Here is a 26612-nt window from a genome sequence, read left to right on the forward strand (position 1 = left end):
ACCCGATGCAGGAGGTGCACGCGCTGCCCACCATCGCCATCGCCGGCCCCACGGCCTCCGGCAAGACCGCAGGCGCCCTGGCGCTGGCTGCCGTGCTGGGCCAGCGGGGCATTCCGGTAGAGATCATCAGTGTGGACTCGGCCCTGGTGTACCGCGGCATGGACATCGGCACCGCCAAGCCCACCCCTGAAGAACGCGCCGCCGCGCCACACCACCTCATCGACATTCGCGACCCGTTGCAGGCCTACAGCGCGGCCGAGTTTGTGCAGGACGCCACGCGGCTCATCGCGGAGATCCGCACACGGGGTGCGCTGCCGCTGCTGGCGGGCGGCACCATGCTGTACTTCAAGGCGCTGTTCGACGGCATCGACGACATGCCCGCCGCAGACCCCGCCATGCGTGCACAGATCGAAGCCCAGGCCGCCGAACAAGGCTGGCCCGCGCTGCACGCCGAGCTGGCGCGCGTGGACCCTGTGACGGCGGCCCGCCTGGCCCCGGCCGACAGCCAGCGCATTCAGCGCGCGCTGGAGGTGTGGCACCTCTCAGGCCAGCCGCTGTCGAGCTTTCACACTACAAAAAAGATAGCTACCAGCACAGACACGACAAGCGCTGGAGCACTTTTTTCCTTAGAACCGGACGATCGCGTCTGGTTGCACGGCCGCATCGCCCAACGTTTTGACGCCATGCTGGCCAGCGGCTTCATCGACGAAGTGTCGGCCCTGCGCGCGCGCGGCGACCTGCGCCCCGACCTGCCCTCCATGCGCTGCGTGGGCTACCGGCAGGCCTGGGAAGAGCTGGACTTCCAGGCCACCCGCGCACCGGGCACGCCATTGAACCTGGCCCACCTGCGCGAGCGCGGCATTGCCGCCACGCGCCAGCTGGCCAAGCGGCAGATCACCTGGCTGCGCAGCATGCCGCAGCGCCAGGTCATCGCCTGCGACCGACCCGGCGCGGTGGACGCGCTGGTGCGGGCCGCGCTGCTGCGGCTGGAGCAGCGCAACGCATGACACTCGCAACCCTTCCTGCAGGGCCAGGCGGCGGCCCCGCATCGGCGCCGGGTGCTGCGATCCGACCGGCGAATGGCACAGCGGCGACCGCCGGGCTGCAGGTAGAGCAATTGGGCAAACACTACGGCGAGACACCCGTGTTCGCGCAGGTGGATTTCAGCGTGGCGCCGGGCGAGTTTGTCGCCATCGTCGGCGACTCGGGCGTGGGCAAGTCCACGCTGCTCAATTGCCTGGCGGGGCTCGACACCTGGGACACCGGGCGCGTGCTCCACGGCGGCGTTGACCTGGGCCCGCTGGACGACACACAGCGCGCGTTGTGGCGCCGCGCCCACGTGGGCTTTGTCTTCCAGGCCTTCCATGTGCTGCCGCATCTGGACGTGGCGCAGAACATCGCCCTGCCACTGATGCTGCTGGGCCAGCCCGACCCCCTCCGCGTGCAGTACATTCTGGACGCCGTGGGGCTGGCCGACATGGGCACGCGATTGCCGCAGCAGCTCAGCGGGGGGCAGCTGCAGCGTGTGGCCATCGCCCGCGCGCTGGTGCACCGCCCCGCGCTGCTGCTGGCCGATGAGCCCACCGGCAATCTCGACCCCACCACGGCGGCGCGCGTAATGGACCTGCTGCTTGCGCAAACGCGCGAGCACGGCGCGTCGCTGGTGCTGGTCACGCATTCCGATGCCGCGGCAGCACGGGCCGACCGGGTGCTGCGGCTGCGCAGCGACGGGATCGCGGCGGGGTCCTAGGAACCTGTTCACGGCTCCAGCCGGGGTGCCCTGAAATGCCCTTTCTGGTGTAGCACCACAGCACGCGCCTCGCCACTTCGGTAGCGCTCAAACTCCAGTTCCGCCCGCACCGCGTCGTACGCAAACCGGTCCTGCTGCCCCGGCACCGGGTAGACCGTGAAGCGCGGCTGGGAGCCCAGGCGCACGTGCAGCCGGCCGCCCGTGGCCTGCACATCCAGCACACTACCGCCGCGCAGGCGGTAGCGGCCCAGGTACGGGGCCAGCTCCTCGGTGGACTGTGGCGGCGCGAGCCCCAGCACCGGCTCCTGAACACGCTGGGCCATCAAGCGTGCGCCAAAGCGTGTGTAGTTCAACACCGCGGGCCGCCCTTCCTTGTCGCGCTCAAAGCGCAGTTGGCGTCCCGATGCCGGCTGCGTGAAGGCGTCGGGACCCAGCACCTGCAGCGGCTCGAACACCCCACCCGTGGGCCGCAGCTGCAACTGGCCATCCACCATGGCAAGGCTCAGGGCGACGGCAGGCGACGCGCGGTAGACCCCTTCATAGGGCGCCAGCGCAGCGGCATCGGTGGCAGGCTGGCCGGGCGGGACCGGGTAGCGCTGCGCCAGCAGGGGCGCCATCACATCCTGCTGCGCGGCCTGTGCGTTGGCCACCAGGGCGATCACCGCTTCGCCCCGGTCGGGAGCCAGCAGCCACACGCTGCGAAAGCCCCCCGTGCCACCGCCGTGCAGCCAGGTGCGCAGCCCATCGCGCTCGCGCAGCATGATGGCGTAGCCGATCTGGCCGCCGTCGTGGTCCGCCAGCGGCGTGAACAGGCGCTCGGCCGCCGGGCCCAGCGGCCCTTGCGCGCCGGCCAGCAGGGCGCGGCTGAACACCAGCATGTCCGCCGCCGTGGAGCGCAAGGCGCCCGCCCCGGCAAACGCATCGAACTCCCACACCGACACTGACACCGCTGCCTCGCCATCGTGCGGGGTGGCCAGGCGCGGCGCCTTGTCGCCCAGCAACTGCACCGTGTCGTGCATGCCCAGCGGGCCGGTGATGCGCTCGTGCACCAGCCCAGCCCAGGGCTTGCCATAGCGCTGGGCCAGCAGCTCACCCAGCACCGCAAAGCCGAGGTTGCTGTACACGCCAGGGCACGGCGGCGACTGGGCCAGGCGCGTGTTGGCCAGGGATTGCCACAGCCGGGCGCGGTCGTAGCCCAGGTAGGGATTGGCAGCGTCGGACCCACGGCGGAAATCCGCAGGCAAGCGCGGCAGGCAAGAGGTGTGGGTGACGAGCTGGCGCAGCGTGATGGCCGCGACCGGTGCGGGCAACGGCGCGGCCAGCGCTGGCGTGCCATGGAGCAGCCCGCCCAGCGTGTCGTCCAGCGCCATGTCCCCGCGCTCCACGGCCTGCGCCAGCAGCAACCCGGTGAACACCTTGCTGATCGATCCGACTTCAAACAGCGCCTGGGCCGGGGCCTCCGGCACGCGCTGGCGGGCTGTGCCATAGCTCGCCTGGCCCCCCTGCCAAATGCCCACCTCGGCCGCGCCGCGCAGCGGGCCCAGCGCCGCAGCGGCCATGGCGTCTGCGGGGCCGGACCAGCCGAAGCTAGCAGCTTGTGCGGAGGCCGCAGGCACTGCCTGGGCGGCCCCGTAGCCCGCGCACAGCGCCCACAACACGCCAACGGCAAAGGCGCGTCCCGGCCAGCGCTGCGTTGGCGCAAGGGTTCCAGTCGTGCAAGCCATCCATCGCCTCTCTGAACAACACCGCGGTGCGGGTGCCGTGCGGGCATCGTGGCACACCAGGGCTGTGGGCCAGCTTAAGAGTCCGTCCACTCTCTTGCGACCTCTCCATAGTGAACCCGCCCCAGCGCACACAGCCCCACCACACCAAGCCGCACAATCCCCCCCATGCTCGCGCTGCTTCGCACCTTCTCCTGGCAAGACCTGCGCCACCACCCTTGGCGCAGCGCCGCGGCCGTGGTGGCGGTGATGCTGGGGGTGGCGCTGGCGTTTGCGGTGCATGTGATCAATGCCTCCGCGCTGGACGAGTTTTCGCAGGCCGTGCGTACCGTCAACGGCCAGCCGGACTTGGAGTTGCGCGCCATGCAGGGCAGCCTGCCAGAGGCGCTCTACGAGCAGCTGGCCACACACCCGCAGGTGGCGCGCGCAAGCCCGGTGCTGGAGCTGTCGGCCGCGGCGCGCACCGTGCAGCCACAGCCCCGCAGCAGCGCCGAGACCAACGCCGAAACCAGCGCCAACACAGCGGCGGCCCGCACGCCGCTGCGCCTGCTCGGCGTCGATGCGCTTCTGCTGCCCACGATGGCGCCCGCGCTCATGCCCAGGCCCTGGCCGGGTGCGGATCGCCTGGCCTTGTTTGCGCCGTCCACGGTGTTTTTGAACCCTGCAGCGCTGCAGGCCCTGGGGCTCGCCGCCACGGGCGCCGAGCCTGCGCCGCAGCTCGTGCTGCGCGCGGGGCTGCAGGAGCTGCGCGTGCGCGTGGCGGGCACGGTGGCAGCCGGCGGTGCGCCGCTGGCGGTGATGGACATTGGCGCGGCGCAGGACCTGTTTGGCCGCGGCGGACAGCTGAGCCGCATCGACATCCAGCTGGTGCCTGGCACCGACCGCAGCGCATGGGAGCAGGCGCTGCGCGCCCTGCCCGGCTGGCCGGCGCAGGTGGTGTTCGCGCAGCCCGGCGATGCGGCGCAGCGCATCAGCAATTTGTCGCGCGCCTACCGCGTCAACCTCACGGTGCTGGCGCTGGTGGCGTTGTTCACGGGCGCGTTCCTGGTTTTCTCGGTGCTGGCGCTCAGCGTCGCGCAGCGCGGGCCGCAGTTTGCGCTGCTGGCCGTGCTGGGTGCCACGCCGCGCCAGCGCCTGGCGCTGGTGCTGGCCGAATCCGCCGTGCTGGGGGTGATCGGCAGCGCCGCCGGCATTGCCCTGGGTACGGCGCTGGCCGCGGTCGCACTGCAGCTGTTGGGCGGTGACCTGGGAGGCGGCTACTTTGCGGGCGTGCAGCCCGCGCTGCAGTGGAGCGCCCCGGCCGCTTTGGTCTACGGCGCACTGGGCGTGGTGGCCGCGCTGGTGGGCGGCTGGTGGCCGGCGCGGGCCGCCCAGGCGCTGCCGCCGGCGCAGACCCTGAAGGGCCTGGGCGCTGCGCCTGCCCAGTCAGGCGGCGGCCGTGTTGGTATGGTTTTGATAGCAATAGGATCCCTTCTGACCAGCGCTCCGCCCATTTTTGGCATCCCATTGGCGGCCTATGTGGCCATTGGCCTGCTGCTGGTGGGGGGCATCGCCCTGCTGCCCTGGGGCATGGCCTGGTTGCTGCACAGGCTGCAGCCGCTGGCCGCGCGCCATGCCCTGCCGCTGCTGGCGCTGGAGCGCGCGCGGCGCATGCGCGGCTCGGCCGCCATCGCCGTCGGCGGCGTGGTGGCCAGCCTGAGCCTGGCCGTGGCGCTCACGGTGATGGTGTCGAGCTTTCGCGGCTCGGTCACGCAGTGGCTGGACGCGGTGCTGCCTTCGCCGCTGTACGTGCGCTCGGCGCTCAACGCACCGGGCAGCGATGCCGCGCTGCTGCCCGCGGGTTTTGCCGAGGCGGTGGCGCAGCTGCCCGCGCTGGAACGCACCGAGCCGCTGCGCGCAAGCCCGTTGCAGCTCGACGCCACGCGCCCGGCGCTCATGGTCATCAGCCGCCCGCTGGGGCCGGAGCCCGAGCGCAACCTACCCCTGGTGGGCGATGCGCTGCCGGTGCCCGCCGGGCGCACGGGCGTCTACGTGAGTGAGGCGGTGGTCGACCTGTACGGGCTGCGCCCGGGCATGGAGTGGCCGGCACTTTCAAAGGCTTTTAGGCCTCTAGCGCTTGATCATCAAGCGCCTGTAGCTATATTTTTTGTAGCAGGCGTGTGGCGCGACTACGCGCGGCAATCGGGCGCCGTGGTGATGGACCGCTCGGTCTGGCTGCGGCTGACCGGCGACGCGCGCACCAGCGACCTGGCGCTGTGGCCGCGCGCGGGCACCGATGGGCAGGCGCTGCAGCAGGCCATTCGCGCAGTGGCTGCAGATTACGCAAACAAGGCGGCCGGCGGCCCGGGCGCAGCGGCATCAGGGGCTGGCGCGTCTAGCGACAACGCATCAACCACACTGGTCGAATTTGTCTCGTCCGGCACGATCCGCGAACGCTCGCTGCGCATCTTTGACCGCAGCTTTGCCGTCACCTACTGGCTGCAGGCCGTGGCGATCGGCATCGGGCTCTTTGGCGTGGCCGCAAGCTTCAGCGCGCAGATCCTCGCGCGCCGCAAGGAGTTCGGGCTGCTGGCCCACCTGGGCCTCACGCGGCGCCAGATCTTGGCGGTGGTGGCCGGTGAAGGCGCGGCGTGGACCGGCGTGGGTGCGCTCGCGGGTGTGCTGCTGGGCCTGGCGGTGTCGGTGGTGCTGGTGCATGTGGTCAACCCCCAGAGCTTTCACTGGAGCATGGACCTCGACATCCCCGCGTGGCGCCTGGCGGCCCTGTGCGGCGCCGTGGTGATCGCGGGCACTACCACCGCCTGGCTGGCCGGGCGCGCTGCGGCGGGGCGCGATGCGGTGATGGCGGTGAAGGAAGACTGGTGAGGGCAACCGCCGCCCGGTGGTCGCCCGGCCGGCCTGCGAGACAATCGCCCGCATGACCGCCCCGACCTCTGCCCCCCAGCACGCCAGCGCCTGGCTACACACCGCCATCGCCCGCATCGAAGCCGACTACCAGCGCAGTGCCGACACGCACCTGATCCCCCTGCGGCTGCCCGCGTTTGCGGCGCATGGGATCGACCTGTACCTCAAGGACGAATCGACCCACCCCACCGGCAGCCTCAAGCACCGGCTGGCGCGTTCGCTGTTTCTGTATGCGCTGTGCAATGGCTGGATCCATGAAGGCTCGACGGTGGTCGAGTCGTCCAGCGGCTCCACGGCCGTGAGCGAGGCCTACTTTGCGCGCCTGCTGGGCCTGCCCTTCGTGGCGGTGATGCCCCGCACCACCTCGCCCGAGAAAGTGGCGCAGATCGAGTTCCACGGTGGCCGCTGCCATTTTGTGGACAGTGCGGGCGAGGTGTACGCCGCGGCCCGCGTCATCGCGGCGGAAACCGGCGGCCACTACATGGACCAGTTCACCTACGCCGAGCGGGCCACCGACTGGCGCGGCAACAACAACATCGCCGAGAGCATGTTCACGCAGATGGCCCGCGAGCCGCACCCCGTGCCGCGCTGGATTGTGGTGGGCGCGGGCACGGGCGGTACCAGCGCCACCATAGGCCGCTACGTGCGCTACCAGCGCCACGCCACGGAGGTCTGCGTGGCCGACCCGGCGGGCTCGGTGTTCAGCGCTTACCACCGCACGGGCGACGCAGCGCTCACGGCGCCCGGTTCGCGCATCGAAGGCATCGGCCGCCCACGGGTGGAGCCGAGCTTTATCCGCACGCTGGTGGACCGCATGGTGGACGTGCCCGACGTGGAATCCATTGCTGCGATGCGGTCGCTGTCGCAACTGCTGGGGCGGCGTGTGGGGCCGTCTACCGGCACCAACTTTGTCGCCATGCTCACCCTGGCGGGCGAGATGCGCGAACGGGGCGAGCGCGGCTCGATCCTGTCGCTGCTGTGCGATGCGGGCGAGCGCTATCTGCCAACCTACTTCGACACCGATTGGGTGGACCGCACGTTTGGCGACTGCTCGGCCGCGCAGCAGCGGGTTGATGCGTTGATCGGCTGACGCCAGCGCCGACGCTGCACTGCCACCCACTATGCACAGCCCCGCACGCCGCCATTGGATGCTGGCGTCCAGCCTGCAAGCCGCAGGGCTGTCCGCGCTGGGCCACGGACTGCTGTGGCCGGGGGCGGTGCAAGCACTGCCTGCCCGGGCTTTGAGCTTTCCGCGCGACCACGGCAGCCACCCGGAGTTGCGCACGGAGTGGTGGTACATCACCGGCCATGTGCAGGCCGCTGGCAGGCCATGGGGGTTTCAGCTCACGTTCTTTCGGTCGCGCGTCGATGCCACGCAGGGCCTGCAATCGGCCTTTGCCGCCAAGCAGCTGCTGTTTGCCCATGCGGCAGTGACGGACGTGCGTGGCGGGCGCTTGCTGCACGACCAGCGCATTGCCCGCGCAGGTTTTGGCGTGGCGCGCGCCAGCGAGTCCGATACCGACATCCGGCTGCAGGACTGGTCGCTGGTGCGCAGTGCGGTGTTTGGCGGTACGACAGCCGGGGCGTCGCCGGGTGGAGCGGCCAGCCGCTATGACGCACGCATCGATGCCGGCAGCTTTCGGCTGCACCTGCAGCTCGACAGCACCCAGCCAGTGCTGCTGCAGGGCCAGCAGGGCTTGTCGCGCAAGGGGCCCGCGGCCGAGCAGGCGAGCTACTACTACAGCCAGCCGCAGCTGGCGGTGAGCGGATCCCTCACGGTCGGGTCTGATCGAATGGCCGTGGCCAGCGGGACTAACACAGGCCGCGCCTGGATGGACCACGAGTGGAGCGAGACCCTGATGCACCCCGAGGTGGTGGGGTGGGACTGGATTGGGATGAACCTGCACGACGGTGGCGCGCTCACGGCGTTTCGTCTGCGCCGCGCGGATGGCTCGGCGGTGTGGGCCGGCGGATCGCTGCGGTTGCCGGGCGGGGCCGTGCAAACCTTCGGCGCCGATGCGGTGGTCTTTACGCCCGAGCGCTATTGGACCAGCCCGGCCAGCGGCGTGCGCTACCCGGTTCAGTGGCGAGTGCAAACGCCCGCAGGCATCTACCAGGCGCGGGCACTGCTGGACAACCAGGAGCTCGACAGCAGCGGCTCCACCGGCGCGATCTACTGGGAAGGTTTGTCGGACCTGCTCAATGCAGCAAGCGAGCCCGTGGGGCGCGGGTACCTGGAGCTCACCGGATACGGAAAACCGCTGCGCCTTTAGAACGCGTTTGTGGTCGCGTTCAGCAGGCTGCAGCGGCTGAAGATGGAGGCGCCCTGAACAGGCGCTGCGGTGTCAGTGCCTGGCCGCACCACCGCCCGACCGGCGCCGTGCCATCCAGGCAATGATCTCGCCCATGATGCCGCGGCGAAAGGCCAGCACACAGATCACGAAGATCAGGCCGGTGACCATGGTGACCGACTCGCCCAGCGTCCTGAACCATTCCACGCTGGTCAGCGCCGCCAGCAGATTGCCGAATTCGCCGATCTTGTTTTCCAGCAGCACCACCACGGCCGAGCCGATCAGCGGCCCGGAGAGCGTGCCGAGGCCGCCCACCAGTGTCATCAAGATGACCTGGCCCGATGCCGTCCAGTGCACATCGGACAGCGTGGCAAAGCCCAGCACCAGCGTCTTGAGCGAGCCTGCCAGGCCGGCCAGTGCGGCCGACAACACAAAGGCCAGCAGCTTGAAGCGGTGCGTGTCGTAACCCAGCGAAATGGCGCGGGGCTCGTTCTCCTTGATGCCCTTGAGCACCTGCCCGAACGGCGAATGGATGGTGCGCACGATGACGAGGAAGGCCAGCACCACCACCACCAGCGTCACGTAGTACATGACGAGGTCGCTTTGCAGGCTGATGATGCCGAAGAGCTTGCCGCGCGGCACGCCCTGCAGGCCGTCCTCACCACCGGTGAACGGGGCTTGCAGGCAGGCGAAGAACAGCATCTGAGCGAGCGCCAGCGTGATCATCGAAAAGTAGATGCCCTGCCGGCGGATGGCCAGCCAGCCGAACAGCAGGCCGAGCAGCGCGCCGCCAGCCGTGCCCAGCAGCAGGCCCACTTCGGGTGTCAGGCCCCAGACCTTGATGGCGTGGCCGGTGACGTAGGCCGCGCCCCCCAGGAAGGCCGCGTGGCCAAAGGACAGCAGCCCCGTAAAGCCCAGCAGCAGGTTGAAGGCCGAAGCGAACAGTGCAAAGCACATGAGCTTCATCACGAAGACGGGGTAGGCGCCCAGGAACGGCGCAGCGACCAGGCCCAGCAGCAGCAGGCCGTAGCCGACGGTGGCAATGTTCTTGATGTTCATGCGGTCGGCCCCTTATTTTTCTTTGCCGAACAGGCCGGCGGGGCGAATGAGAAGAACGATGACCATGATGACGAACACCACGGTGGAGGATGCTTCGGGATAGAACACCTTGGTGAAGCCTTCGATGACCCCCAGGCCCAGCCCCGTGAGGATGGAGCCCATGATGGAGCCCATGCCCCCGATCACCACCACCGCGAACACCACGATGATGAGGTTCTGCCCCATGAGCGGCGTCACCTGGTACACCGGTGCGGCCAGCACGCCGGCAAACGCGGCCAGTGCGGCGCCAAAGGCATAGGTCAGGGTCACCATCACCGGCACGTTGATGCCGAAGGCTTCGACCAGGCGCGGGTTTTCGGTGCCGGCGCGCAGGTAGGCACCGAGCTTGGTCTTTTCGATCACGTACCAGGTCGCCAGGCACACGACCACCGAGGCCACCACCACCCATGCGCGGTAGTTGGGCAGGATCATGAAGCCGAGGTTGGTAGCGCCCTCAAGCAACTCGGGCGTGTCGTATCCCAGGCCCGAGACGCCGTAGATCGAGCGGAACAAGCCCTCGATCAAAAGCGTGAGTCCCAAAGTAAGCAGCAGGCCGTAGAGGTGGTCGAGTTTGTAGATCCACCGCAGCAAGAGCCGCTCGATCAACACCCCCACCAGCCCGACCACCAGCGGCGCCAGCACCAGCATCCACCAGTAGTTGATGCCGAAGTAGTTCATCGCCATCCAGGTGATCAGGGCGCCGGTCATGAACAACGCGCCGTGCGCGAAGTTGATGACATTGAGCAGGCCAAAAATGACGGCCAGACCCAAACTGAGAATTGCGTAGAACGACCCGTTGACCAGCCCCAGAAGGAGCTGGCTCAACAGGCCGGGCAATGAGACACCAAAGAATTCCATGGGAGGCAACGGCTGGTGGAGAGAAGTGGTTCAGAAGAGAAAACTGGCAGGTCCCCGGACCCGAGGGTCCCACCGGAACAAGCGCGGGCGCACCACAGCGCTGCCGGCTTGTTCGCGTGTTTTCAGGGGTTTACTTCCAGAGCGGGCACTTGCTCTCGGCCTTGGTGGTGAACACCGTGTCACCGGGCAGCTTTTTGACCAGCTTGTAGTAGTCCCATGGCTTGGTGGATTCCGAAGGCTTCTTCACTTCCATCAGGTACATGTCGTGCACGTAGCGGCCGTCGGCACGCAGCTGGCCGGAGCCGAAGAAGTCGTTCATCTTCATGCCGCGCCAGGTGGTCATCACCTTGTCGGCATCGACGCTCTTGGTGGCTTCCACGGCCTTGAGGTAGTTCATGGTGGCGGAGTAGTCGGCCGCCTGGATTTCGGTGGGCATGCGCTTCGTCTTCTCGAAGAAACGGGCGGCAAACTTGCGCGTGTCGTCGTTCAGGTCCCAGTACCAGCTGGTGGTGAACTGCAGGCCTTCGGTGTTGCGCAGGCCCAGGCTGTGCACGTCGCTGATGAAGATCAGCAGACCAGCGAGCTTCATGCTCTTGCCGATACCGAATTCCTTGGCGGCCTTGATGGCGTTGATGGTGTCACCGCCAGCGTTGGCCAGGCCCAGGATCTGCGCCTTGGAGTTTTGCGCCTGCAGCAGGAAGGACGAGAAGTCCGACGCGTTGAGCGGGTGGCGCACCGTGCCCACCACCGTGCCGCCCTTGGCCTTGACGACCGTGCTGGTGTCGGCTTCGAGCGCGTGGCCGAAGGCGTAGTCGGCTGTCAAGAAGTACCAGCTCTTGCCGCCGGTATCCACGATGGCCGTGCCGGTGCCCTTGGCAAGGGCCACGGTGTCGTAGGCGTAGTGCACGGTGTAGGGCGTGCACTGGTCATTGGTCAGGGCCGAACTGGCGGCGCCGTTGTTGATGTACACGCGCTTTTTCTCGGCAGCCACTTTGGCGATGGCCAGGGCCGTGCCCGAGTTGGTACCGCCGAACACCATGGTCAGGCCCTGGGTATCGATCCATTCGCGCGCCTTGGACGCTGCGATGTCCGCCTTGTTCTGGTGGTCGGTGCTCATCAATTCGATGGGCATGCCCAGCACCTTGCCGCCGAAGTCGTCGATGGCCATCTGGATGGCCACCGCGCCGTTCTTGCCTTCCACGTCCGCGTACAGGCTGGACATGTCGGTGATGAAGCCGATCTTGACCTTGTCCTGCGCGTGTGCGGCCGAGGTGGCCAGGCCCGCTGCGGCAAGCACCAGTGCGAGCGCTGTGAGTTGGTTCTTCTTCATGGATTGTCTCCTGTAGGTGTGGTGGGTGAAGAAACGAAAGAGGTTCAAAAGGCTCGCTGGCGCGGTCAGACGCCCAGCAGCTCGGTGAGCACCGGCATCTTGGCTTCGAGTTCGGCAGCGCCGAATTTCTCGACGATGCGGCCGTGCTCCATCACGTAGAAACGGTCGGCCAGAGGCGCGGCAAAGCGGAAGTTCTGCTCCACCATCACCACCGTGTAGCCCTTCTCGCGCAGCATCGTGATCATGCGGGCCAGGGCCTGCACGATGACGGGCGCGAGGCCTTCGGAAATTTCGTCAAGCAGCAGCAGATTGGCACCCGTGCGCAGGATGCGTGCAACGGCCAGCATCTGCTGCTCGCCGCCCGACAGGCGCGTGCCCTGGCTGTTCTTGCGCTCGGCCAGGTTGGGGAACATGGCGTAGATCTCCTGCACGGTCATGCCGGGCATGCCCGTCTTGAGTGCAGGCGGCAGCAGCAGGTTTTCTTCGCACGAGAGGCTGGAGAAAATGCCGCGCTCTTCAGGGCAGTACCCCACGCCCAGGTGGGCGATGCGGTGCGTGGGCATGTTCACGGTTTCCACGCCATTGATCTTGACCGAGCCCTTGCGCGCCCCGGTCAAACCCATGATGGCGCGCATGGTCGTCGTGCGGCCTGCCCCATTGCGGCCCAGCAGCGTGACCACCTCGCCCGGCTGCACGACGATGTCCACGCCGTGCAAAACGTGCGATTCGCCGTACCAGGCTTCGAGGTTTTTGATTTCGAGTGCAGGGGTGCCAGCCATCAGTGTGCCCCTTGCAGTTGGCCGTCGGTGGTGCCCATATAGGCTTCCATGACCAGAGGGTTGCTCGACACCTCGGCATACGGCCCTTCGGCCAGCACCGCACCGCGCTGCAGCACGGTAATGCAATCGGCGATCGTGGAGACGACTTTCATGTTGTGTTCGACCATGAGAATGGTGCGGCCCGCCGACACCTTCTTGATGAGTTGCGTGACGCGGTCCACGTCTTCGTGGCCCATGCCCTGCGTGGGTTCGTCCAGCAGCATGAGTTCGGGCTCCATGGCCAGCGTGGTGGCGATCTCGAGCGCGCGCTTGCGGCCGTACGGCAGGTTGACGGTGACCTCGTCCGCGACGTCGGCGAGGCCGACCTCGGCCAGCAGCTGCATCGCGCGGTCATCGAGCTGATGCAGGGTGCGTTCGCTGCGCCAGAAGTGGAATGACGTACCGAGCTTGCGCTGCAGCCCCAGGCGCACGTTCTCCATCAGCGTGAGGTGCGGGAACACGGCCGAGATCTGGAAAGAGCGGATCACGCCGCGCCGCGCGATCTGCGCGGGCTGCTCGCGCGTGATGTCGTGCCCGTTGAAGCGGATGGTGCCCGAGGTCGGCGTGAGGAACTTGGTCAGCAGGTTGAAGCAAGTGGTCTTGCCTGCGCCATTGGGCCCTATCAGCGCATGGATGGAACCGCGGCGCACGGCCAGGTTCACGTCGCTGACTGCGGTGAATCCCTTGAACTCTTTGGTCAGGCTGTGGGTTTCAAGAATGACGTCGCTCATTGCGCCTGGGTCGCTCCGTAGGGGACTGAAGAAGGAGGCCGGTGAAGGTCTCCGTGCATGCGGTATGTCGCCGTGCATCCTATGCTTGCTTACCATGTGGTAGATACTGGGACTAATGCCTATGTATAAACGCCTACGCGGCGGGGACAGGCAGTGCACCCAGAGTGCCGACCCGGGTCTCCACAGGGTTCGGAGAGCGCCGCTGGGCGTGCTGCAGGCGCTCGGTGGACTCATCGCTTGGCCGTTGCGCCGGCTCTCAAAGCACTGAGCATTTGAAGCGCCTGCTTACAAATCCCAGGCGTAAGCAGCGCACCGCGCGCTGGTACTGAGACTGGTGCTTTTGCAGCGCTCGGGTTGTGTGAACTCCGCAATGGCCGTACGGCGGGCCTTTGCCACCACCCGCCTCTACACTCCGCCGATGGCAACCCTTCCCTCCCAGGCGCCCCGCGGCGCACCGCGCTCCCTCACCGGCCTGCTTCCCTTTCTCAAACCCTACCGTGGGCGCATCGCGCTGGCGGGGGTGTTCCTGGTGATGGCAGCCATCGCCACGCTGGCGTTTCCGCTGGCCTTGCGCAACCTTGTGGACGTGGGGCTCATCAGCACCGACAAGGGCGCGCAGACGATGGCGCTGCGCAATCACTTTGAGGTGCTGTTCGCGGTGGCGGTCGCGCTGGGCGTGTTCTCGGCGGCACGTTTTTATATGGTGAGCTGGCTGGGCGAGCGGGTGACCGCCGACCTGCGCAATGCCGTGTATGGCCATGTGCTGCGGCAAAGCCCGCAGTTCTTTGAGACCACGCAGACCGGCGAGGTGCTGTCGCGCCTGACCGCCGACACCACGCTGGTGCAGACCGTGGTGGGCTCGTCGCTGTCAATGGGGCTGCGCAATGCCGTGATGGGCGTGGGTGCGCTGGCTGTGCTGGTGTGGACCAATCCCTACGTCATGTCGATCGTGCTGGCGGCGGTGGTCCTGGTGGTGTTGCCGACGATGTGGATCGGGCGCCGCGTGCGCCGGCTGTCGCGCGACAGCCAAGACCGGGTGGCCGACTCCAGCGCCATCGCGGCCGAGGTGCTCAATGCCGTGCCGGTGGTGCAGAGCTACACGGCCGAGCCGCGCGAAACCAGCCGCTTTATGCAAGCCACCGAAAACGCGTTCCAGGTCGCCATCAAGCGCAGCCGTGCGCGGGCGCTGCTGGTGGCCTTCATCATCATCGCCAACGCTGCACTGCTGCTGTGGGGCCTGTACCGCGGCACCGGGGCCGTACTGGCGGGCAAGATGACGGCCGGCCACCTGGGGCAGACGGTGGTGTACGTGGCCCTGCTGGCTGGTGCGGTGGCGGTGCTGGGCGAGGTCTATGGCGACCTGCTGCGCGCTGCCGGCGCCACCGAGCGGCTCATGGAGCTGCTGTCGAGCCGCTCGCCCGTAGCCGACCCCGACGCACCGCGCGACCTGCCCTTGTCAGGCCAGGGCCTCGCCGTGGAATTCGACAAGGTGCAGTTCCACTACCCGTCGCGGCCTGACCAGCCTGCGCTGCAGGATTTCTCGCTGCGCCTGGCGCCAGGGGAAACCGTGGCGCTGGTGGGCGCGAGCGGTGCGGGCAAGACCACTGTGTTCCAGCTGCTGCAGCGCTTCTACGACGTGAACACAGGCGCCGGTGAGCGCCCGCAGGGTTACGTCCGCCTGAACGGCGTGGACATCCGCGAACTGCGGCTGGAAACACTGCGCGCCAGCACCGGCACCGTACCCCAGGACGCCGTGATCTTTTCGGCCTCGGCCATGGACAACATCCGCTACGGGCGCCCCGACGCCACCGATGAAGAAGTGATAGCCGCCACACGTGCCGCGTTTGCGCACGACTTTCTGATGGCGCTGCCCGAGGGCTACGCCACCTTCCTGGGCGAACGCGGCGTGCGCCTGTCGGGCGGGCAGCGCCAGCGCATCGCGATTGCACGGGCCATGCTCAAGAACCCGCCGCTGTTGCTGCTGGATGAGGCCACCAGCGCGCTGGACGCCGAAAGCGAGCGCATGGTGCAGGCGGCCCTGGACACCGCCATGCAGCGCCACACGGGGCGCCGCACCACCCTGGTCATCGCCCACCGGCTGGCCACGGTGCAGAACGCGGACCGCATCGTGGTGCTGGACCACGGGCGCATCGTGGAAGAAGGCACACACGCCGCATTGCTGGCCCAGGGCGGCGTGTACGCGCGACTGGCGGCGCTGCAGTTCACGGTGTGAACCCAGGGCACCAAATATGATGTTGCTATATTTTTTATAGCTACTAACGCTTTCTGAATAAGCGCCAGGGGCCAAAAACACCTAAAACCAGCAGCCACAAAAGGCTGCGGAGGCCCCAGGCTTACTGCAGGGTTTCCTTGGCAGCAGCGGGCAGCGGAAGGGGCATCACGGCGATGCCCTCCTCGATCAGCTGCACCGCCTCGTCCGGTGTCGCCTGGCCGCGGATGGCGCGCTCTTCCACTTCGCCGTGGTGCATGCGCCGCGCCTCTTGCGCAAAGCGCGGACCCACGTCCTCGGTGTTGGCAACGATCTTGCGCGCCAGGTCCAGCCATGCGGCCTGCAAAGCCGGAGGCAGCATGCTGGCGTCGACCGCGCCGGCAGGGCGCTGGGCCGGGATCACTTCGGTGCCAGGGGTATGGCCTGCGGCAGCGGGGCCTGCGGCGGGCGCGCGTGCGCCCAGGTTCAGACGGGGAGCGCTCAGGCGCTTTTCAATGTGGTCGTCCGCGCACATCGGGCACTGCACCAGCCCGCGCTCGCGTTGGCTTTGGAAATCTTCTTCGGAACCAAACCAGCCTTCAAAGACATGGCCGTGTTGGCATTGGAGATCGAGCACCTTCATGACGGGATTCGCGAGCGGGAAGACCCGGCCCGCGTCCCAGCCGGCATCGACACCCTGTCAGCCATGCCGGCGCAGCAGGTAACGATAGACAAAACCCGGGAAGGCCAGGGTCAGGAACAAGGTGCCGGTGATGGCATAGAACTCCCAGCCTTGCGGCGCGATCTGGCCTGCGCGGCGCTCGAGCAGCAGCGCGAGCCCTCCGACCAGGAAATAGCACAAGATCAGCTCTGCCAGCCGCCCGGCCAGGGGCTTGCGCGGCGATGCCGCGGGGCCCACCACCAGCCAGCGGTGGTTTACAAAGGGCAGGTTCGCAGCGATGAGCGCCGCGATGATGACCAGCCAGACCGATCCGGTGAGTGACACAGGGTGAAAAGGTGCGCGAAGGAACGGGGAGCGCGGAACTGGCGCGCTCAGGTCGCCAGCGCGCGCACCACGGCGTCGGCGCACAGGGCCATCAGGCCGCCGGGCAGGATGCCCAGCACCAGGATCAGCGCACCGTTGAGGGTGAGCACCACACGCACATCCGCAGGGGCCGACACGTTGGAGGCAGTCAGCGGCGCATCGAAGTACATCACCTTCACCACGCGCAGGTAGTAGAAGGCGCCGATGAGCGACATGACCACGGCGAACACGGCCATGGCGATGTACAGCGTCTGGCCCGAAGCCACCAGGGCCTGCAGCACCGCGAGCTTGGCATAGAAACCCACCAGCGGCGGCAGGCCCGCCATGGAGAACAGGCACACGGCCATCACACCGGCGTAGAGCGGGCTGCGCTGGTTGAGGCCGGCAAAGTCAGAGATCTCTTCGCTCTCGAACCCTTCGCGGGCCAGCAGCAGGATCACGCCAAACGATGCGAGCGTGGTCAGCACATAGGTCACGACGTAGAACATCGAGGCGCTGTAGGCGTTCTCGACAGCGGTCGCGTCCACGTTGCCGTTCACCACACCCGACATCAGGCCCAGCAGCACGAAGCCCATCTGCGAGATGGTCGAGTACGCGAGCATGCGCTTGAGGTTGGTCTGCGCAATGGCCGCCAGGTTACCCACCAGCAGCGATCCGATGGCCAGCACCGCCAGCATCTGTTGCCAGTCGATGGCCAGGGGCAGCAAGCCGTCCACCAGCAGGCGGATGGTGATTGCAAAGGCTGCCAGCTTTGGCGCGCCGCCGACCATGAGCGTGACGGCTGTAGGAGCACCCTGGTACACGTCAGGGATCCACATATGGAACGGCACCACGCCCAGCTTGAAGGCCAAGCCCGCCACCACAAACACCAGGCCAAACACCAGCACTTGGTGGCGGATCTGGCCCGAATTGACGGCCTTGAACACCTGGCCGATATCCAGCGAGCCGGTGGCACCATAAATCATGGACAGGCCGTACAGCAGGAAACCGCTGGCCATCGCGCCCAGCACAAAGTACTTCATGGCCGCTTCAGTGGCCGTGGCGTTGTCACGGCGCAGGGCCACCAGGGCGTAGCTCGACAGCGTGAGCAGTTCGAGGCCCAGGTAGATCACGAGGAAGTTGTTGCCCGAGATCATGATGAACATGCCCAGCAGCGAAAACATCGCCAGCGTGAACATCTCGCCGCCGCGCAGCATGCCGCGGTCGGCCGCATAGGGGCGCGCGTAGACCAGCGTGATCATCATCGCCACGGTGGCAAAACACTTGAGCCAGTTGCCCATGGCGTCGCTGACCACCATGTTGCCAAAACCGTAGAAGGTGTTGCCGCTGCTGGCGTACATGGCCTGCAGACCCGCCACGACGGCCAGTGTGAGCAGCGTCAGCACGTAGGTGGCGGTGCGGCGGGTGCTGTGCACACCCAGGTCGACCAGCGCGATCACGCAGGCCATGGTCAACAGCACGATTTCGGGGTAAATCGCGAGCCAGCTGATGTTGTCAATCATCTCGAATCTCTCAGTTCAGTCTGGTCTGGTCAGTTCAGCTTGGGCTGGGCGACGTGCTTGAGCAGTTCGGCGACCGAGGTATCCATCACGTCCGTGAACGGACGCGGATACAACCCCATGGCCAGCACGGCAATCGCCAGCAAGGCCATCACAAGGAATTCACGGCTGTTGATGTCCGTCAAGCCCTTCACGTTCTCGTTGGCCACGGGGCCCAGGTACACGCGCTTGAACATCCACAGCGTGTAGGCCGCACCAAAGATCAGCGCCGTGGCAGACGCCGCGCCGATCCAGAAGTTGGCCTTGGTCGCACCCAGGATCACCATCCATTCGCCCACAAAACCGGCAGTGCCTGGCAGGCCGCAATTGGCCATGGCAAACAGCAGGGCAAACGCCGTGAAGTTGGGCATGGTGTTGACCACGCCGCCGTAGGCTGCAATTTCACGCGAATGCACGCGGTCGTACAGCACTCCGATCGACAGGAACATCGCACCCGACACGAAGCCGTGGGCAATCATCTGCACCAGGCCGCCGGACACGCCGAGATCGTTGAAGATGAAGAAGCCCAGGGTCACGAAGCCCATGTGCGCGACCGACGAGTACGCCACCAGCTTCTTCATGTCCTTCTGGACCATGGCCACCAGGCCCACGTAGATCACGGCAATCAGCGACAGCGCAATCATCAGCCACGCCCATTCGCGCGATGCGTCGGGGGCGATGGGCATGGAAAAGCGCAGGAAGCCATAGGCGCCGAGCTTGAGCATGATCGCGGCCAGCACGGCCGAGCCGCCGGTGGGCGCCTCGACGTGCACGTCGGGCAACCAGGTGTGCACGGGCCACATCGGCACCTTCACTGCAAAGGCGGCAAAGAATGCGAAGAACAGCAGCGTCTGCGCCGTGCGGCTCAGAGGCAGCTGGTGCCAGGTGGCAATGTCAAAGCTGCCGCCCGACTGGTTGTACAGGAAGATCAGCGCGATCAGCATCAACAGCGAGCCGAGCAGCGTGTACAGGAAGAACTTGAACGCTGCGTAGATCTTGTTGGGCCCGCCCCAGATACCGATGATCAGGTACATCGGAATCAGCGTGGCCTCGAAGAACACGTAGAACAGCATGCCGTCCAGCGCCGTGAACACGCCGATCATGAGACCCGAGAGAATCAGGAACGCGCCCATGTACTGGTTCACACGCTCGGTGATCGACTCCCACGAGGCGATCACCACGATCACCGTGATGAAAGCCGTCAGCGGCACGAACCAGAACGAGATGCCGTCCACGCCCAGGTGGTAGTGCACATTGAAGCGTTCGATCCACGCGGCCTTCTCGACGAACTGCATTGCAGCGGTGCCGAGCTTGAAGTCGCCATACAGCGGCAGTGTTGCCAGGAAACCGATAACTGCACCGATCAGCGCCAGCCACCGCACAGCACGTGCATGCTCATCCCGCCCAATGGCCAGCAGCAGCAAGCCGAAGGCGATCGGCGCCCAGATTGCAAGACTCAACAGACCCATTTGTTGTTTTCCTTATTTGATGAGCTGCAAGAGAACATCGCCCCAGACAAACCAGGTCATCAGTGCGAAGACGCCCAGGATCATCACCAGTGCGTAGTGGAAGATGAAGCCGGACTGCATCCAGCGCACAACACCAGACACGCTGCGCACAACCTTCCAGGAACCGTTCACGAGGGCGCCGTCGATGATCGCCTGATCGCCCACCTTCCAGAGACCCACGCCCAGCGCACGTGCGCCGCGGGCGAGGATGTTCTCGTTGATCCAGTCGAGGTAATACTTGTTCTCGAACAAGGTGTAGATCGGCATGCAGATGCGTTTGATGGCCGCAGGCAAAGCCGGGTTCACCATGTACATGTAGTACGACAAGGCCACGCCAGCGACCGCCAACCAGAACGGCGCGGTCTGCAATCCGTGCAAGGCCATCGCCACCGGGCCGTGGAAGATCTCGCCGAGCTTGGCCATCGCCGGGTGCTTGGCTGCATCGACAAAGATCACGCCCTTGAAGAAGTCGCCAAACAGCATGGGCTGGATGAACATGAAGCCCACCACCACCGAAGGAATGGCCAGCAGCACCAGCGGCACCGTCACCACCCAGGGCGATTCGTGCGGCTCGTGGTGGTCGCCATGGCCATGGTGATCGTCGTGGTGGCCATCGTGGTGTGCGTCAGGGTTCTGATCAAACCGCTCCTTGCCGTGGAACACCAGGAAGTACATGCGGAACGAATAGAACGCCGTGATGAACACGCCCGCCAGCACCGCAAAGTGCGCGAAGCCGGCCGCAGGCAGTTGGCTGAAGTGCACCGCCTCGATGATGCTGTCCTTCGAGTAGAAGCCCGCGAACAGCGGCGTGCCGATCAGCGCGAGCGACCCCAGCAACGAAGTGATCCAGGTGATGGGCATGTACTTGCGCACGCCGCCCATCCAGCGGATGTCCTGGTTGTGGTGCATGCCCATGATGACGGAGCCGGCACCAAGGAACAGCAGCGCCTTGAAGAACGCGTGCGTCATCAGGTGGAACACCGCGACCGAATAGGCCGACGCCCCCAGGGCCACTGTCATGTAACCCAGCTGTGACAGCGTGGAGTACGCGACCACGCGCTTGATGTCGTTCTGGATGATGCCCAGGAAGCCCATGAACAGGGCAGTGATGGCGCCGATGATCAGGATGAAGTTGAGCGCGGTGTCCGACAACTCGAACAGTGGCGACATGCGCGACACCATGAAGATGCCGGCAGTCACCATGGTGGCCGCGTGGATCAGGGCCGAGATGGGGGTCGGGCCTTCCATCGAATCCGGCAGCCACACGTGCAACGGGAACTGGGCAGACTTGCCCATGGCGCCGATGAACAGGCAGATGCAGATCACGGTGATCAGCAGCCAGTCGGTGCCGGGGAACGACATGCCACCCAGTGCGCCAGCCTTGGCGAATATCTCGGCGTAATTCAGCGTGCCGGTGTAGGCAGCGATCAGGCCAATGCCCAGGATGAAGCCGAAGTCGCCCACGCGGTTGACCAGGAAGGCCTTCATGTTGGCGAAGATCGCCGTGGGCTTGTTGAACCAGAAGCCGATCAGCAGATACGACACCAGGCCAACGGCTTCCCAGCCGAAGAACAACTGCAGCAGGTTGTTGCTCATGACGAGCATCAGCATCGAGAACGTGAACAGCGAGATGTAGGCGAAGAAGCGGTTGTAGCCGTCGTCCTCTTCCATGTAGCCGATGGTGTAGATGTGCACCATCAGCGACACGAAGGTCACTACCACCATCATCATGGCCGTGAGGCTGTCGATCAGGAAACCGACTTCCATCTTCAGGCCGCCTACCACCATCCAGGTGTAGAGCGTCTCACTGAAGCGCGCGCCGTCGAGCGCCACGCTCTTGAGCGTCATCGCAGACAGGATGAAAGCGACGAGCACGCCCAGGATCGTCAGGGTGTGGGAGAGCCGGCGACCAATCCAGTTGCCACCGAAGGTCGTGCCGAAAATGCCGGCCAGCAAGGCGCCCGCCAGCGGAGCCAGCGGCACGGCCAGGAGCGTTGAAGCAGAGAGGGTTTGACTCATTCTTGAGAACCTTGGGAATGCTGGTAACCCATCAACCCTTGAGGGTGTTGAGGTCTTCCGCGTTGATGCTGGACTTGTTGCGGAACAGGAGCACCAGGACGGCCAGACCGATGGCCGACTCGGCAGCTGCCACTGTCAGGATGAAGAACACGAACACCTGTCCATGCATGTCGCCCAGGTAGTGGGAAAACGCGACGAAGTTCATGTTGACCGCCAGCAGCATCAGCTCGATCGCCATCAGCAGCACGATCAGGTTCTTGCGGTTCAGGAAGATGCCGATCACCGCGAGCGCGAACAGCATCGCACCCAAGGAAAGAAAGTGGCCCAAAGTCAGCGTCATGCTTTTTTCTCCTCGGCGGCTGGCTCGGCAGGCACTTCGGGCGCTGCCTTCTGAGTCACTGCGACCTTCACAACTTCCAGGCGGTCACCGGCGCGCACGCGGATCTGCTGCGATGGGTTGATGGCCTTGCTGTCCTTGCGCTGGCGCAGCGTGAGCGCGATGGCCGCAATCATGGCGACCAGCAGAATGACGGCCGCGATTTCGACTGGGTACAGGTATTCGGTGTAGAGCAGCTTGCCCAGCGCCTTGGTGTTGGAGTACGGCACCACCTGCCCAGCAGCATCCACCATGGTGGCGAGGGCCTTGGGCTCGTCCATGCCGCGAAATCCGCCCATCAACACGGCGGCCATTTCGAGGGCGATCAGAGCGCCCACGGTGGCCGCGAGCGGGAAATTCTTCCAGAACCCCTTGCGCACGGAGTCGATGTGGATGTCCAGCATCATCACGACGAACAGGAACAGCACCATGACCGCGCCCAGGTACACCAGCACCAGTGCGATGGCCAGGAACTCGGCCTTGAGCAGCAGCCACACGGCGGCGGCCTGCGAGAAGGCCAGGATGAGGTACAGCACTGCATGCACGGGATTGCGGGCAGTGATCACCCGGAAGGCTGCAAACAGCAGCACGACCGAGAAGAGATAGAAGAAACCAGTCTTGGCGTCCATGGATCGGGTCTTTATAGAAAGTCTGGCAAAAAGGCCGCGCTCGGCACCGCTCAGCGGTACTTCGCGTCCGCAGCCTTGGCTGCCGCGATTTCGCCTTCGTACCGGTCACCCACGGCCAGCAGCATGTCTTTCGTGAAGTACAAATCGCCGCGCTTTTCACCGTGGTATTCCAGGATGTGCGTCTCGACGATCGAGTCCACCGGGCAGCTCTCCTCGCAGAAACCGCAGAAGATGCACTTGGTCAGGTCGATGTCGTAGCGCGTGGTACGGCGCGAGCCGTCGGCGCGCACATCCGACTCAATCGTGATGGCCATGGCAGGGCACACGGCCTCGCACAGCTTGCAGGCGATGCAGCGCTCTTCGCCGTTTTCGTAGCGGCGCAGTGCGTGCAGGCCACGGAAACGGGGCGAGATCGGGGTCTTTTCTTCAGGGAACTGCACCGTCACCTTGCGACGGAAGGCGTAGCGGCCCGTCAGGGCCATGCCCTTGAGCAGCTCCACGAGCATGAAGCTCTTGAAGAAGTCTTTGAACGAAAAAGGTGCAGCAGCAACAACGGCAGTCATTTGTGTGTCCCGCTTATTTCCAGATATTCCAAGGCGACAGCAGCCATCCGCCCACGAAGAGCAGATACACCAGCGTCACCGGGATGAAGATCTTCCAGCCCAGACGCATGATCTGGTCGTAGCGGAAGCGCGGGAAGGTGGCACGGATCCAGATGAACATGGACACCACCAGGAAAGTCTTGATACCCAGCCAGATCCAGCCCGGAATGAACGAGAGGAATTCGACCGGAGGCAGCCAGCCGCCCAGGAACATCAGCGCGGCCAGGATGGACACGAGCCACATGCTGGCGTACTCGGCCAGGAAGAAGATCGCGAAGCCCATGCCCGAATACTCGACCATGTGGCCAGCCACGATTTCGGCCTCGCCTTCCACTACGTCGAAGGGGTGGCGGTTGGTTTCGGCCACGCCAGAGATCAGGTAGACCAGGAAGATCGGCAGCAGCGGCAACCAATTCCAGGACAGGAACGACAGGCCCATGTTGGCGGCCATGCCGCGGCTTTGGGACATGACGATCTCGGTGAGGTTCATGCTGCCCGACACCATGATCACGACCAGGAAGCAAAAGCCCATGGCGATTTCATAGCTCACCATCTGGGCCGAAGCCCGCAGTGCGCCCAGGAAGGCGTACTTGGAGTTCGATGCCCAGCCGGCAATGATCACGCCATACACCTCGATGGAGGTGATGGCCATCACCAGCAGCAGGCCGGCATTGATGTTGGCCAGGGCTACATCGGGGCCGAAGGGAATCGCCACCCAGGCGGCCAGCGCCGGCATGATGGCCATGACCGGCCCGAGCACGAACAAACCCTTGCTCGCAGCCGTGGGCTGGATGATTTCCTTGGTCAGCAGTTTGAGCGCGTCGGCGATGGGCTGGAGCAGACCCATGGGGCCCACGCGGTTGGGACCATGGCGCACCTGCATGAAGCCCAGCAGCTTGCGCTCCCACAGCGTGAGGTAGGCCACGGCACCCATCAGCGGCGCCAGAATGCAGACGATCTTGAGAAGGATCCAAAGCACCGGCCACACCACGCCGGTCCACCAGCCAAACGACAGCAGGTTCAGGCCCGCGTTGTAGATCGCGTCGATCATGCGGCCACTCCTTCACGTGCGATGCGCGCATCGGCAGTGAGCTGCAGCGATGGGGAACGGCGCACGAGACCGTCGAGTTGATAGATGGAAGCCACGACGGGCTCGCCGACCACAGCCGAGCTGGCGGGCGCTGCTGCGCCGACCACATTCGACAGCTGCTCGGCAGGCACATGCGTGACGCTGCCAGCAGGCGCATTCGTAGCGCGGGCCAGCACGTCCTGCGAGGTCTCGAAATCGAAGCCGGGGACACCGAGCAAATTGGCCAGCACACGCAGGACCTTCCACGCAGGGCGGGTATCGCCCAGAGGGCGCACCACGGCATGGAAACTTTGCAGCCGGCCCTCGGCATTGACGAAGCTGCCCGAGGTTTCGGAGAACGGCGCAATGGGAAGCAGCACGTCGCTGAATTCAAGGTTGGTCTTGAAGGGGCTCATGGTCACGACCATCTCAGCACCCGACAGCGCAGCGGCGGCATTGGCACCCGCGGCAGAGTCAAACACCGGCTCGGTGTTGAGCAACAACGCTGCCTTCAGGCCGCCGGAGAGCATCTGGCCGGCATTGAGGCCACCCTTGACGGGATGGGCGCCGGCGAACTGCGCGCCGACCGTGTTGGCGGCTTCCGTGAGGTAGCCAACAGAGGCACCCGTGTTCTCGCCGATCCAGTTGGCCAATGCCAGCAACCGTGTCGCCTGCGCGTGGTGCGCAGCTGCATTGCCCAGCAACACGGCCTTGCGTTCACCGCCCAGCAACGAACGGGCGATAGCTTGAGCAACATCATCAGCGCTCGCGGCGCCCTGGGGCGCGGCTACGCCCTTTTCTTGCGCCACTGCCGAGGCAATGCCACCCAGCACCTGAACCCATTGGTCGGCACTTTGCACAATGAACGGCTGCACAGGCAATGCCCAGTCGCGGGCCACCGAATCCACGGCACTGACCTGGCAGCCATGGCGGGCAGCCTGGCGGATGCGCTGCGCAAACAGCGGATGGTCTTTGCGCAGGTTGGAGCCCACAACCAGCACGCGCTGCAGCGTGGACAGAGAAGCGATGGACGTGCCCAGCCAGCGAACGCCTTCAGGCGCTGCAAACTCCGCATTGCGCAGGCGGTAATCGATGTTGTCGCTGCCAATTCCGCGCATGAGCGCGCTGGCCAGGTACAGCTCTTCGACCGTGCTGTGCGGGCTGACAAGAGCGCCGATGCTGTGGGCGCCGTGGTCGTTCTTGATGTTCTTGAGACCGTTGGCCACGTACTCGAGCGCGGTTTGCCAATCGACCTCTTTCCACACCCCGCCCTGCTTGAGCATGGGTTGGGTCAGGCGGTCGTCGCCGTTGAGCGATTCGTACGAGAAGCGGTCGCGGTCGGCGATCCAGCATTCGTTGATGGCGTCGTTCTCCAACGGCACCACGCGCATGACCTTGTGGTTCTTGACCTGGATGATCAGGTTGGCACCGGTGGAATCATGCGGGCTCACCGAGCGGCGGCGCGACAGCTCCCACGAGCGGGCACTGTAGCGGAAGGGCTTACTGGTCAACGCGCCCACAGGGCATATGTCGATCATGTTCCCCGACAGCTCGGAGTCGATCGTATCGCCCACTACGGTGGTGATCTCGGAATGCTCGCCGCGGTGGATCATTCCGAGTTCCATCACGCCGGCCACTTCCTGGCCGAAGCGCACGCAGCGTGTGCAATGGATGCAGCGGCTCATCTCTTCCATGGAGATCAGCGGGCCCACGTCCTTGTGGAACACCACGCGCTTTTCTTCCTGATAGCGCGAGGAGGAACCGCCGTAGCCCACAGCCAGATCCTGCAACTGGCACTCGCCACCCTGGTCGCAGATAGGGCAATCCAGAGGGTGGTTGATGAGCAGGAACTCCATGACCGACGCCTGGGCCTTGATGGCCTTATCGCTCTTGGTGCGCACGATCATGCCCTGCGTGACGGGCGTAGCGCAGGCAGGCATGGGCTTGGGCGCCTTCTCGATGTCCACCAGGCACATGCGGCAGTTGGCGGCAATCGAGAGCTTCTTGTGGTAACAGAAATGCGGAATGTAGGTACCCGCCTTCTCGGCTGCATGCATCACCATGCAGCCTTCGGCGACTTCCACTTTCTGACCGTCCAGTTCAATTTCAACCATAT

General features: G+C 65.6%; 22 protein-coding genes. 6 read left to right on the forward strand and 16 right to left on the reverse strand.

The window, feature by feature from the left end; all coding sequences use genetic code 11:
* The first annotated feature begins 5 nt into the window (after window positions 1-5).
* Both miaA and ACSQ3Q_RS16720 read left to right on the forward strand, forming a co-directional pair.
* Window positions 6-1007, forward strand: a complete 1002-nt coding sequence (gene miaA / locus ACSQ3Q_RS16715) for a tRNA (adenosine(37)-N6)-dimethylallyltransferase MiaA (protein WP_436137019.1) — start codon at window positions 6-8, stop codon at window positions 1005-1007.
* Window positions 1004-1750 carry an ABC transporter ATP-binding protein gene (locus ACSQ3Q_RS16720; protein ID WP_436135466.1) on the forward strand — a complete coding sequence of 249 codons (747 nt, stop codon included), beginning with the start codon at window positions 1004-1006 and terminating at the stop codon, window positions 1748-1750. Before miaA ends, ACSQ3Q_RS16720 begins: the two co-directional genes overlap by 4 nt.
* Before the next feature lie 8 nt (window positions 1751-1758).
* Here the strand turns inward: ACSQ3Q_RS16720 and ACSQ3Q_RS16725 are convergent, their stop codons facing one another.
* Window positions 1759-3474 carry a serine hydrolase gene (locus tag ACSQ3Q_RS16725; protein WP_436135467.1) on the reverse strand — a complete coding sequence of 572 codons (1716 nt, stop codon included), beginning with the start codon at window positions 3472-3474 and terminating at the stop codon, window positions 1759-1761.
* 165 nt (window positions 3475-3639) lie between these two features.
* Here ACSQ3Q_RS16725 and ACSQ3Q_RS16730 point away from each other — a divergent pair, with 165 nt between their 5' ends.
* Genes ACSQ3Q_RS16730 through ACSQ3Q_RS16740 form a run of 3 tightly spaced genes read left to right on the forward strand, consistent with a single transcriptional unit; the run spans window position 3640 to window position 8648 of the window.
* A complete protein-coding gene (locus ACSQ3Q_RS16730) occupies window positions 3640-6336 on the forward strand; it encodes an FtsX-like permease family protein (RefSeq protein ID WP_436135468.1) in 2697 nt (898 codons plus the stop codon).
* Between the two features lie 52 nt (window positions 6337-6388).
* A complete protein-coding gene (locus tag ACSQ3Q_RS16735; RefSeq protein WP_436135469.1) occupies window positions 6389-7465 on the forward strand; it encodes a PLP-dependent cysteine synthase family protein in 1077 nt (358 codons plus the stop codon).
* A 31-nt stretch (window positions 7466-7496) separates the two neighbouring features.
* Complete coding sequence (locus ACSQ3Q_RS16740) at window positions 7497-8648, forward strand: lipocalin-like domain-containing protein (RefSeq protein ID WP_436135470.1); 1152 nt, start codon at window positions 7497-7499, stop codon at window positions 8646-8648.
* A 72-nt stretch (window positions 8649-8720) separates the two neighbouring features.
* Here ACSQ3Q_RS16740 and ACSQ3Q_RS16745 read toward each other — a convergent pair whose 3' ends face one another.
* The 5 genes from ACSQ3Q_RS16745 to ACSQ3Q_RS16765 all read right to left on the reverse strand — a co-directional run bounded on the left by ACSQ3Q_RS16745 (window position 8721) and on the right by ACSQ3Q_RS16765 (window position 13501).
* Window positions 8721-9725, reverse strand: a complete 1005-nt coding sequence (locus ACSQ3Q_RS16745) for a branched-chain amino acid ABC transporter permease (protein WP_436135471.1) — start codon at window positions 9723-9725, stop codon at window positions 8721-8723.
* 12 nt (window positions 9726-9737) lie between these two features.
* On the reverse strand, window positions 9738-10622 hold the full coding sequence (locus ACSQ3Q_RS16750) for a branched-chain amino acid ABC transporter permease (protein ID WP_436135472.1): 885 nt from the start codon (window positions 10620-10622) through the stop codon (window positions 9738-9740).
* 130 nt (window positions 10623-10752) lie between these two features.
* Complete coding sequence (locus ACSQ3Q_RS16755) at window positions 10753-11952, reverse strand: ABC transporter substrate-binding protein (RefSeq protein WP_436135473.1); 1200 nt, start codon at window positions 11950-11952, stop codon at window positions 10753-10755.
* A 65-nt stretch (window positions 11953-12017) separates the two neighbouring features.
* On the reverse strand, window positions 12018-12731 hold the full coding sequence (locus ACSQ3Q_RS16760; protein WP_436135474.1) for an ABC transporter ATP-binding protein: 714 nt from the start codon (window positions 12729-12731) through the stop codon (window positions 12018-12020).
* Window positions 12731-13501, reverse strand: coding sequence for an ABC transporter ATP-binding protein (locus ACSQ3Q_RS16765; protein ID WP_436135475.1), 771 nt, complete (start codon window positions 13499-13501; stop codon window positions 12731-12733). The genes ACSQ3Q_RS16760 and ACSQ3Q_RS16765 overlap by 1 nt, the downstream gene beginning before the upstream one ends.
* A 418-nt stretch (window positions 13502-13919) precedes the next feature.
* Between ACSQ3Q_RS16765 and ACSQ3Q_RS16770 the strand changes: the two genes are divergently transcribed.
* The gene (locus ACSQ3Q_RS16770; protein WP_436135476.1) at window positions 13920-15734 is read left to right on the forward strand and encodes an ABC transporter transmembrane domain-containing protein; all 1815 of its coding nucleotides are present in this window, start codon (window positions 13920-13922) and stop codon (window positions 15732-15734) included.
* 121 nt (window positions 15735-15855) lie between these two features.
* Here ACSQ3Q_RS16770 and ACSQ3Q_RS16775 read toward each other — a convergent pair whose 3' ends face one another.
* Genes ACSQ3Q_RS16775 through nuoG form a run of 10 tightly spaced genes read right to left on the reverse strand, consistent with a single transcriptional unit; the run spans window position 15856 to window position 26610 of the window.
* Complete coding sequence (locus tag ACSQ3Q_RS16775) at window positions 15856-16353, reverse strand: DUF1178 family protein (protein ID WP_436135477.1); 498 nt, start codon at window positions 16351-16353, stop codon at window positions 15856-15858.
* A 57-nt stretch (window positions 16354-16410) separates the two neighbouring features.
* Window positions 16411-16716: a DUF2818 family protein gene (locus ACSQ3Q_RS16780; protein ID WP_436135478.1), complete on the reverse strand. Its 306-nt coding sequence runs from the start codon at window positions 16714-16716 to the stop codon at window positions 16411-16413.
* A 47-nt stretch (window positions 16717-16763) separates the two neighbouring features.
* Window positions 16764-18257, reverse strand: coding sequence for an NADH-quinone oxidoreductase subunit NuoN (nuoN, locus tag ACSQ3Q_RS16785; protein WP_436135479.1), 1494 nt, complete (start codon window positions 18255-18257; stop codon window positions 16764-16766).
* A gap of 29 nt (window positions 18258-18286) precedes the next feature.
* Window positions 18287-19762, reverse strand: a complete 1476-nt coding sequence (locus tag ACSQ3Q_RS16790; RefSeq protein WP_436135480.1) for an NADH-quinone oxidoreductase subunit M — start codon at window positions 19760-19762, stop codon at window positions 18287-18289.
* Window positions 19763-19774: 12 nt separating this feature from the next.
* A complete protein-coding gene (gene nuoL / locus ACSQ3Q_RS16795) occupies window positions 19775-21820 on the reverse strand; it encodes an NADH-quinone oxidoreductase subunit L (protein ID WP_436135481.1) in 2046 nt (681 codons plus the stop codon).
* Window positions 21821-21851: 31 nt separating this feature from the next.
* Window positions 21852-22160 (reverse strand): NADH-quinone oxidoreductase subunit NuoK, encoded by a 309-nt coding sequence (gene nuoK / locus ACSQ3Q_RS16800; RefSeq protein ID WP_056162369.1) that lies wholly within the window; start codon window positions 22158-22160, stop codon window positions 21852-21854.
* The gene (locus ACSQ3Q_RS16805) at window positions 22157-22825 is read right to left on the reverse strand and encodes an NADH-quinone oxidoreductase subunit J (RefSeq protein WP_436135482.1); all 669 of its coding nucleotides are present in this window, start codon (window positions 22823-22825) and stop codon (window positions 22157-22159) included. Before ACSQ3Q_RS16805 ends, nuoK begins: the two co-directional genes overlap by 4 nt.
* Window positions 22826-22875: 50 nt before the next feature.
* A complete protein-coding gene (nuoI, locus tag ACSQ3Q_RS16810) occupies window positions 22876-23388 on the reverse strand; it encodes an NADH-quinone oxidoreductase subunit NuoI (protein ID WP_436135483.1) in 513 nt (170 codons plus the stop codon).
* 13 nt (window positions 23389-23401) lie between these two features.
* Window positions 23402-24478, reverse strand: a complete 1077-nt coding sequence (gene nuoH / locus ACSQ3Q_RS16815) for an NADH-quinone oxidoreductase subunit NuoH (protein WP_436135484.1) — start codon at window positions 24476-24478, stop codon at window positions 23402-23404.
* The gene (gene nuoG / locus ACSQ3Q_RS16820) at window positions 24475-26610 is read right to left on the reverse strand and encodes an NADH-quinone oxidoreductase subunit NuoG (protein WP_436135485.1); all 2136 of its coding nucleotides are present in this window, start codon (window positions 26608-26610) and stop codon (window positions 24475-24477) included. The genes nuoH and nuoG overlap by 4 nt, the downstream gene beginning before the upstream one ends.
* Window positions 26611-26612: the final 2 nt, after the last annotated feature.

The sequence above is a fragment of the Acidovorax sp. LjRoot129 genome (genome assembly GCF_964253765.1).
GTDB lineage: Bacteria > Pseudomonadota > Gammaproteobacteria > Burkholderiales > Burkholderiaceae_C > Acidovorax.

What these genes read in the sequence shown, in the direction of transcription:
- miaA (WP_436137019.1), top strand. Translation starts at nt 6, where the DNA reads ATGCAGGAGGTGCACGCGCTGCCCACCATCGCCATCGCCGGCCCCACG.
- ACSQ3Q_RS16720 (WP_436135466.1), top strand. Translation starts at nt 1,004, where the DNA reads ATGACACTCGCAACCCTTCCTGCAGGGCCAGGCGGCGGCCCCGCATCG.
- ACSQ3Q_RS16725 (WP_436135467.1), bottom strand. Translation starts at nt 3,474, where the DNA reads ATGGCTTGCACGACTGGAACCCTTGCGCCAACGCAGCGCTGGCCGGGA.
- ACSQ3Q_RS16730 (WP_436135468.1), top strand. Translation starts at nt 3,640, where the DNA reads ATGCTCGCGCTGCTTCGCACCTTCTCCTGGCAAGACCTGCGCCACCAC.
- ACSQ3Q_RS16735 (WP_436135469.1), top strand. Translation starts at nt 6,389, where the DNA reads ATGACCGCCCCGACCTCTGCCCCCCAGCACGCCAGCGCCTGGCTACAC.
- ACSQ3Q_RS16740 (WP_436135470.1), top strand. Translation starts at nt 7,497, where the DNA reads ATGCACAGCCCCGCACGCCGCCATTGGATGCTGGCGTCCAGCCTGCAA.
- ACSQ3Q_RS16745 (WP_436135471.1), bottom strand. Translation starts at nt 9,725, where the DNA reads ATGAACATCAAGAACATTGCCACCGTCGGCTACGGCCTGCTGCTGCTG.
- ACSQ3Q_RS16750 (WP_436135472.1), bottom strand. Translation starts at nt 10,622, where the DNA reads ATGGAATTCTTTGGTGTCTCATTGCCCGGCCTGTTGAGCCAGCTCCTT.
- ACSQ3Q_RS16755 (WP_436135473.1), bottom strand. Translation starts at nt 11,952, where the DNA reads ATGAAGAAGAACCAACTCACAGCGCTCGCACTGGTGCTTGCCGCAGCG.
- ACSQ3Q_RS16760 (WP_436135474.1), bottom strand. Translation starts at nt 12,731, where the DNA reads ATGGCTGGCACCCCTGCACTCGAAATCAAAAACCTCGAAGCCTGGTAC.
- ACSQ3Q_RS16765 (WP_436135475.1), bottom strand. Translation starts at nt 13,501, where the DNA reads ATGAGCGACGTCATTCTTGAAACCCACAGCCTGACCAAAGAGTTCAAG.
- ACSQ3Q_RS16770 (WP_436135476.1), top strand. Translation starts at nt 13,920, where the DNA reads ATGGCAACCCTTCCCTCCCAGGCGCCCCGCGGCGCACCGCGCTCCCTC.
- ACSQ3Q_RS16775 (WP_436135477.1), bottom strand. Translation starts at nt 16,353, where the DNA reads ATGAAGGTGCTCGATCTCCAATGCCAACACGGCCATGTCTTTGAAGGC.
- nuoN (WP_436135479.1), bottom strand. Translation starts at nt 18,257, where the DNA reads ATGATTGACAACATCAGCTGGCTCGCGATTTACCCCGAAATCGTGCTG.
- ACSQ3Q_RS16790 (WP_436135480.1), bottom strand. Translation starts at nt 19,762, where the DNA reads ATGGGTCTGTTGAGTCTTGCAATCTGGGCGCCGATCGCCTTCGGCTTG.
- nuoL (WP_436135481.1), bottom strand. Translation starts at nt 21,820, where the DNA reads ATGAGTCAAACCCTCTCTGCTTCAACGCTCCTGGCCGTGCCGCTGGCT.
- nuoK (WP_056162369.1), bottom strand. Translation starts at nt 22,160, where the DNA reads ATGACGCTGACTTTGGGCCACTTTCTTTCCTTGGGTGCGATGCTGTTC.
- ACSQ3Q_RS16805 (WP_436135482.1), bottom strand. Translation starts at nt 22,825, where the DNA reads ATGGACGCCAAGACTGGTTTCTTCTATCTCTTCTCGGTCGTGCTGCTG.
- nuoI (WP_436135483.1), bottom strand. Translation starts at nt 23,388, where the DNA reads ATGACTGCCGTTGTTGCTGCTGCACCTTTTTCGTTCAAAGACTTCTTC.
- nuoH (WP_436135484.1), bottom strand. Translation starts at nt 24,478, where the DNA reads ATGATCGACGCGATCTACAACGCGGGCCTGAACCTGCTGTCGTTTGGC.
- nuoG (WP_436135485.1), bottom strand. Translation starts at nt 26,610, where the DNA reads ATGGTTGAAATTGAACTGGACGGTCAGAAAGTGGAAGTCGCCGAAGGC.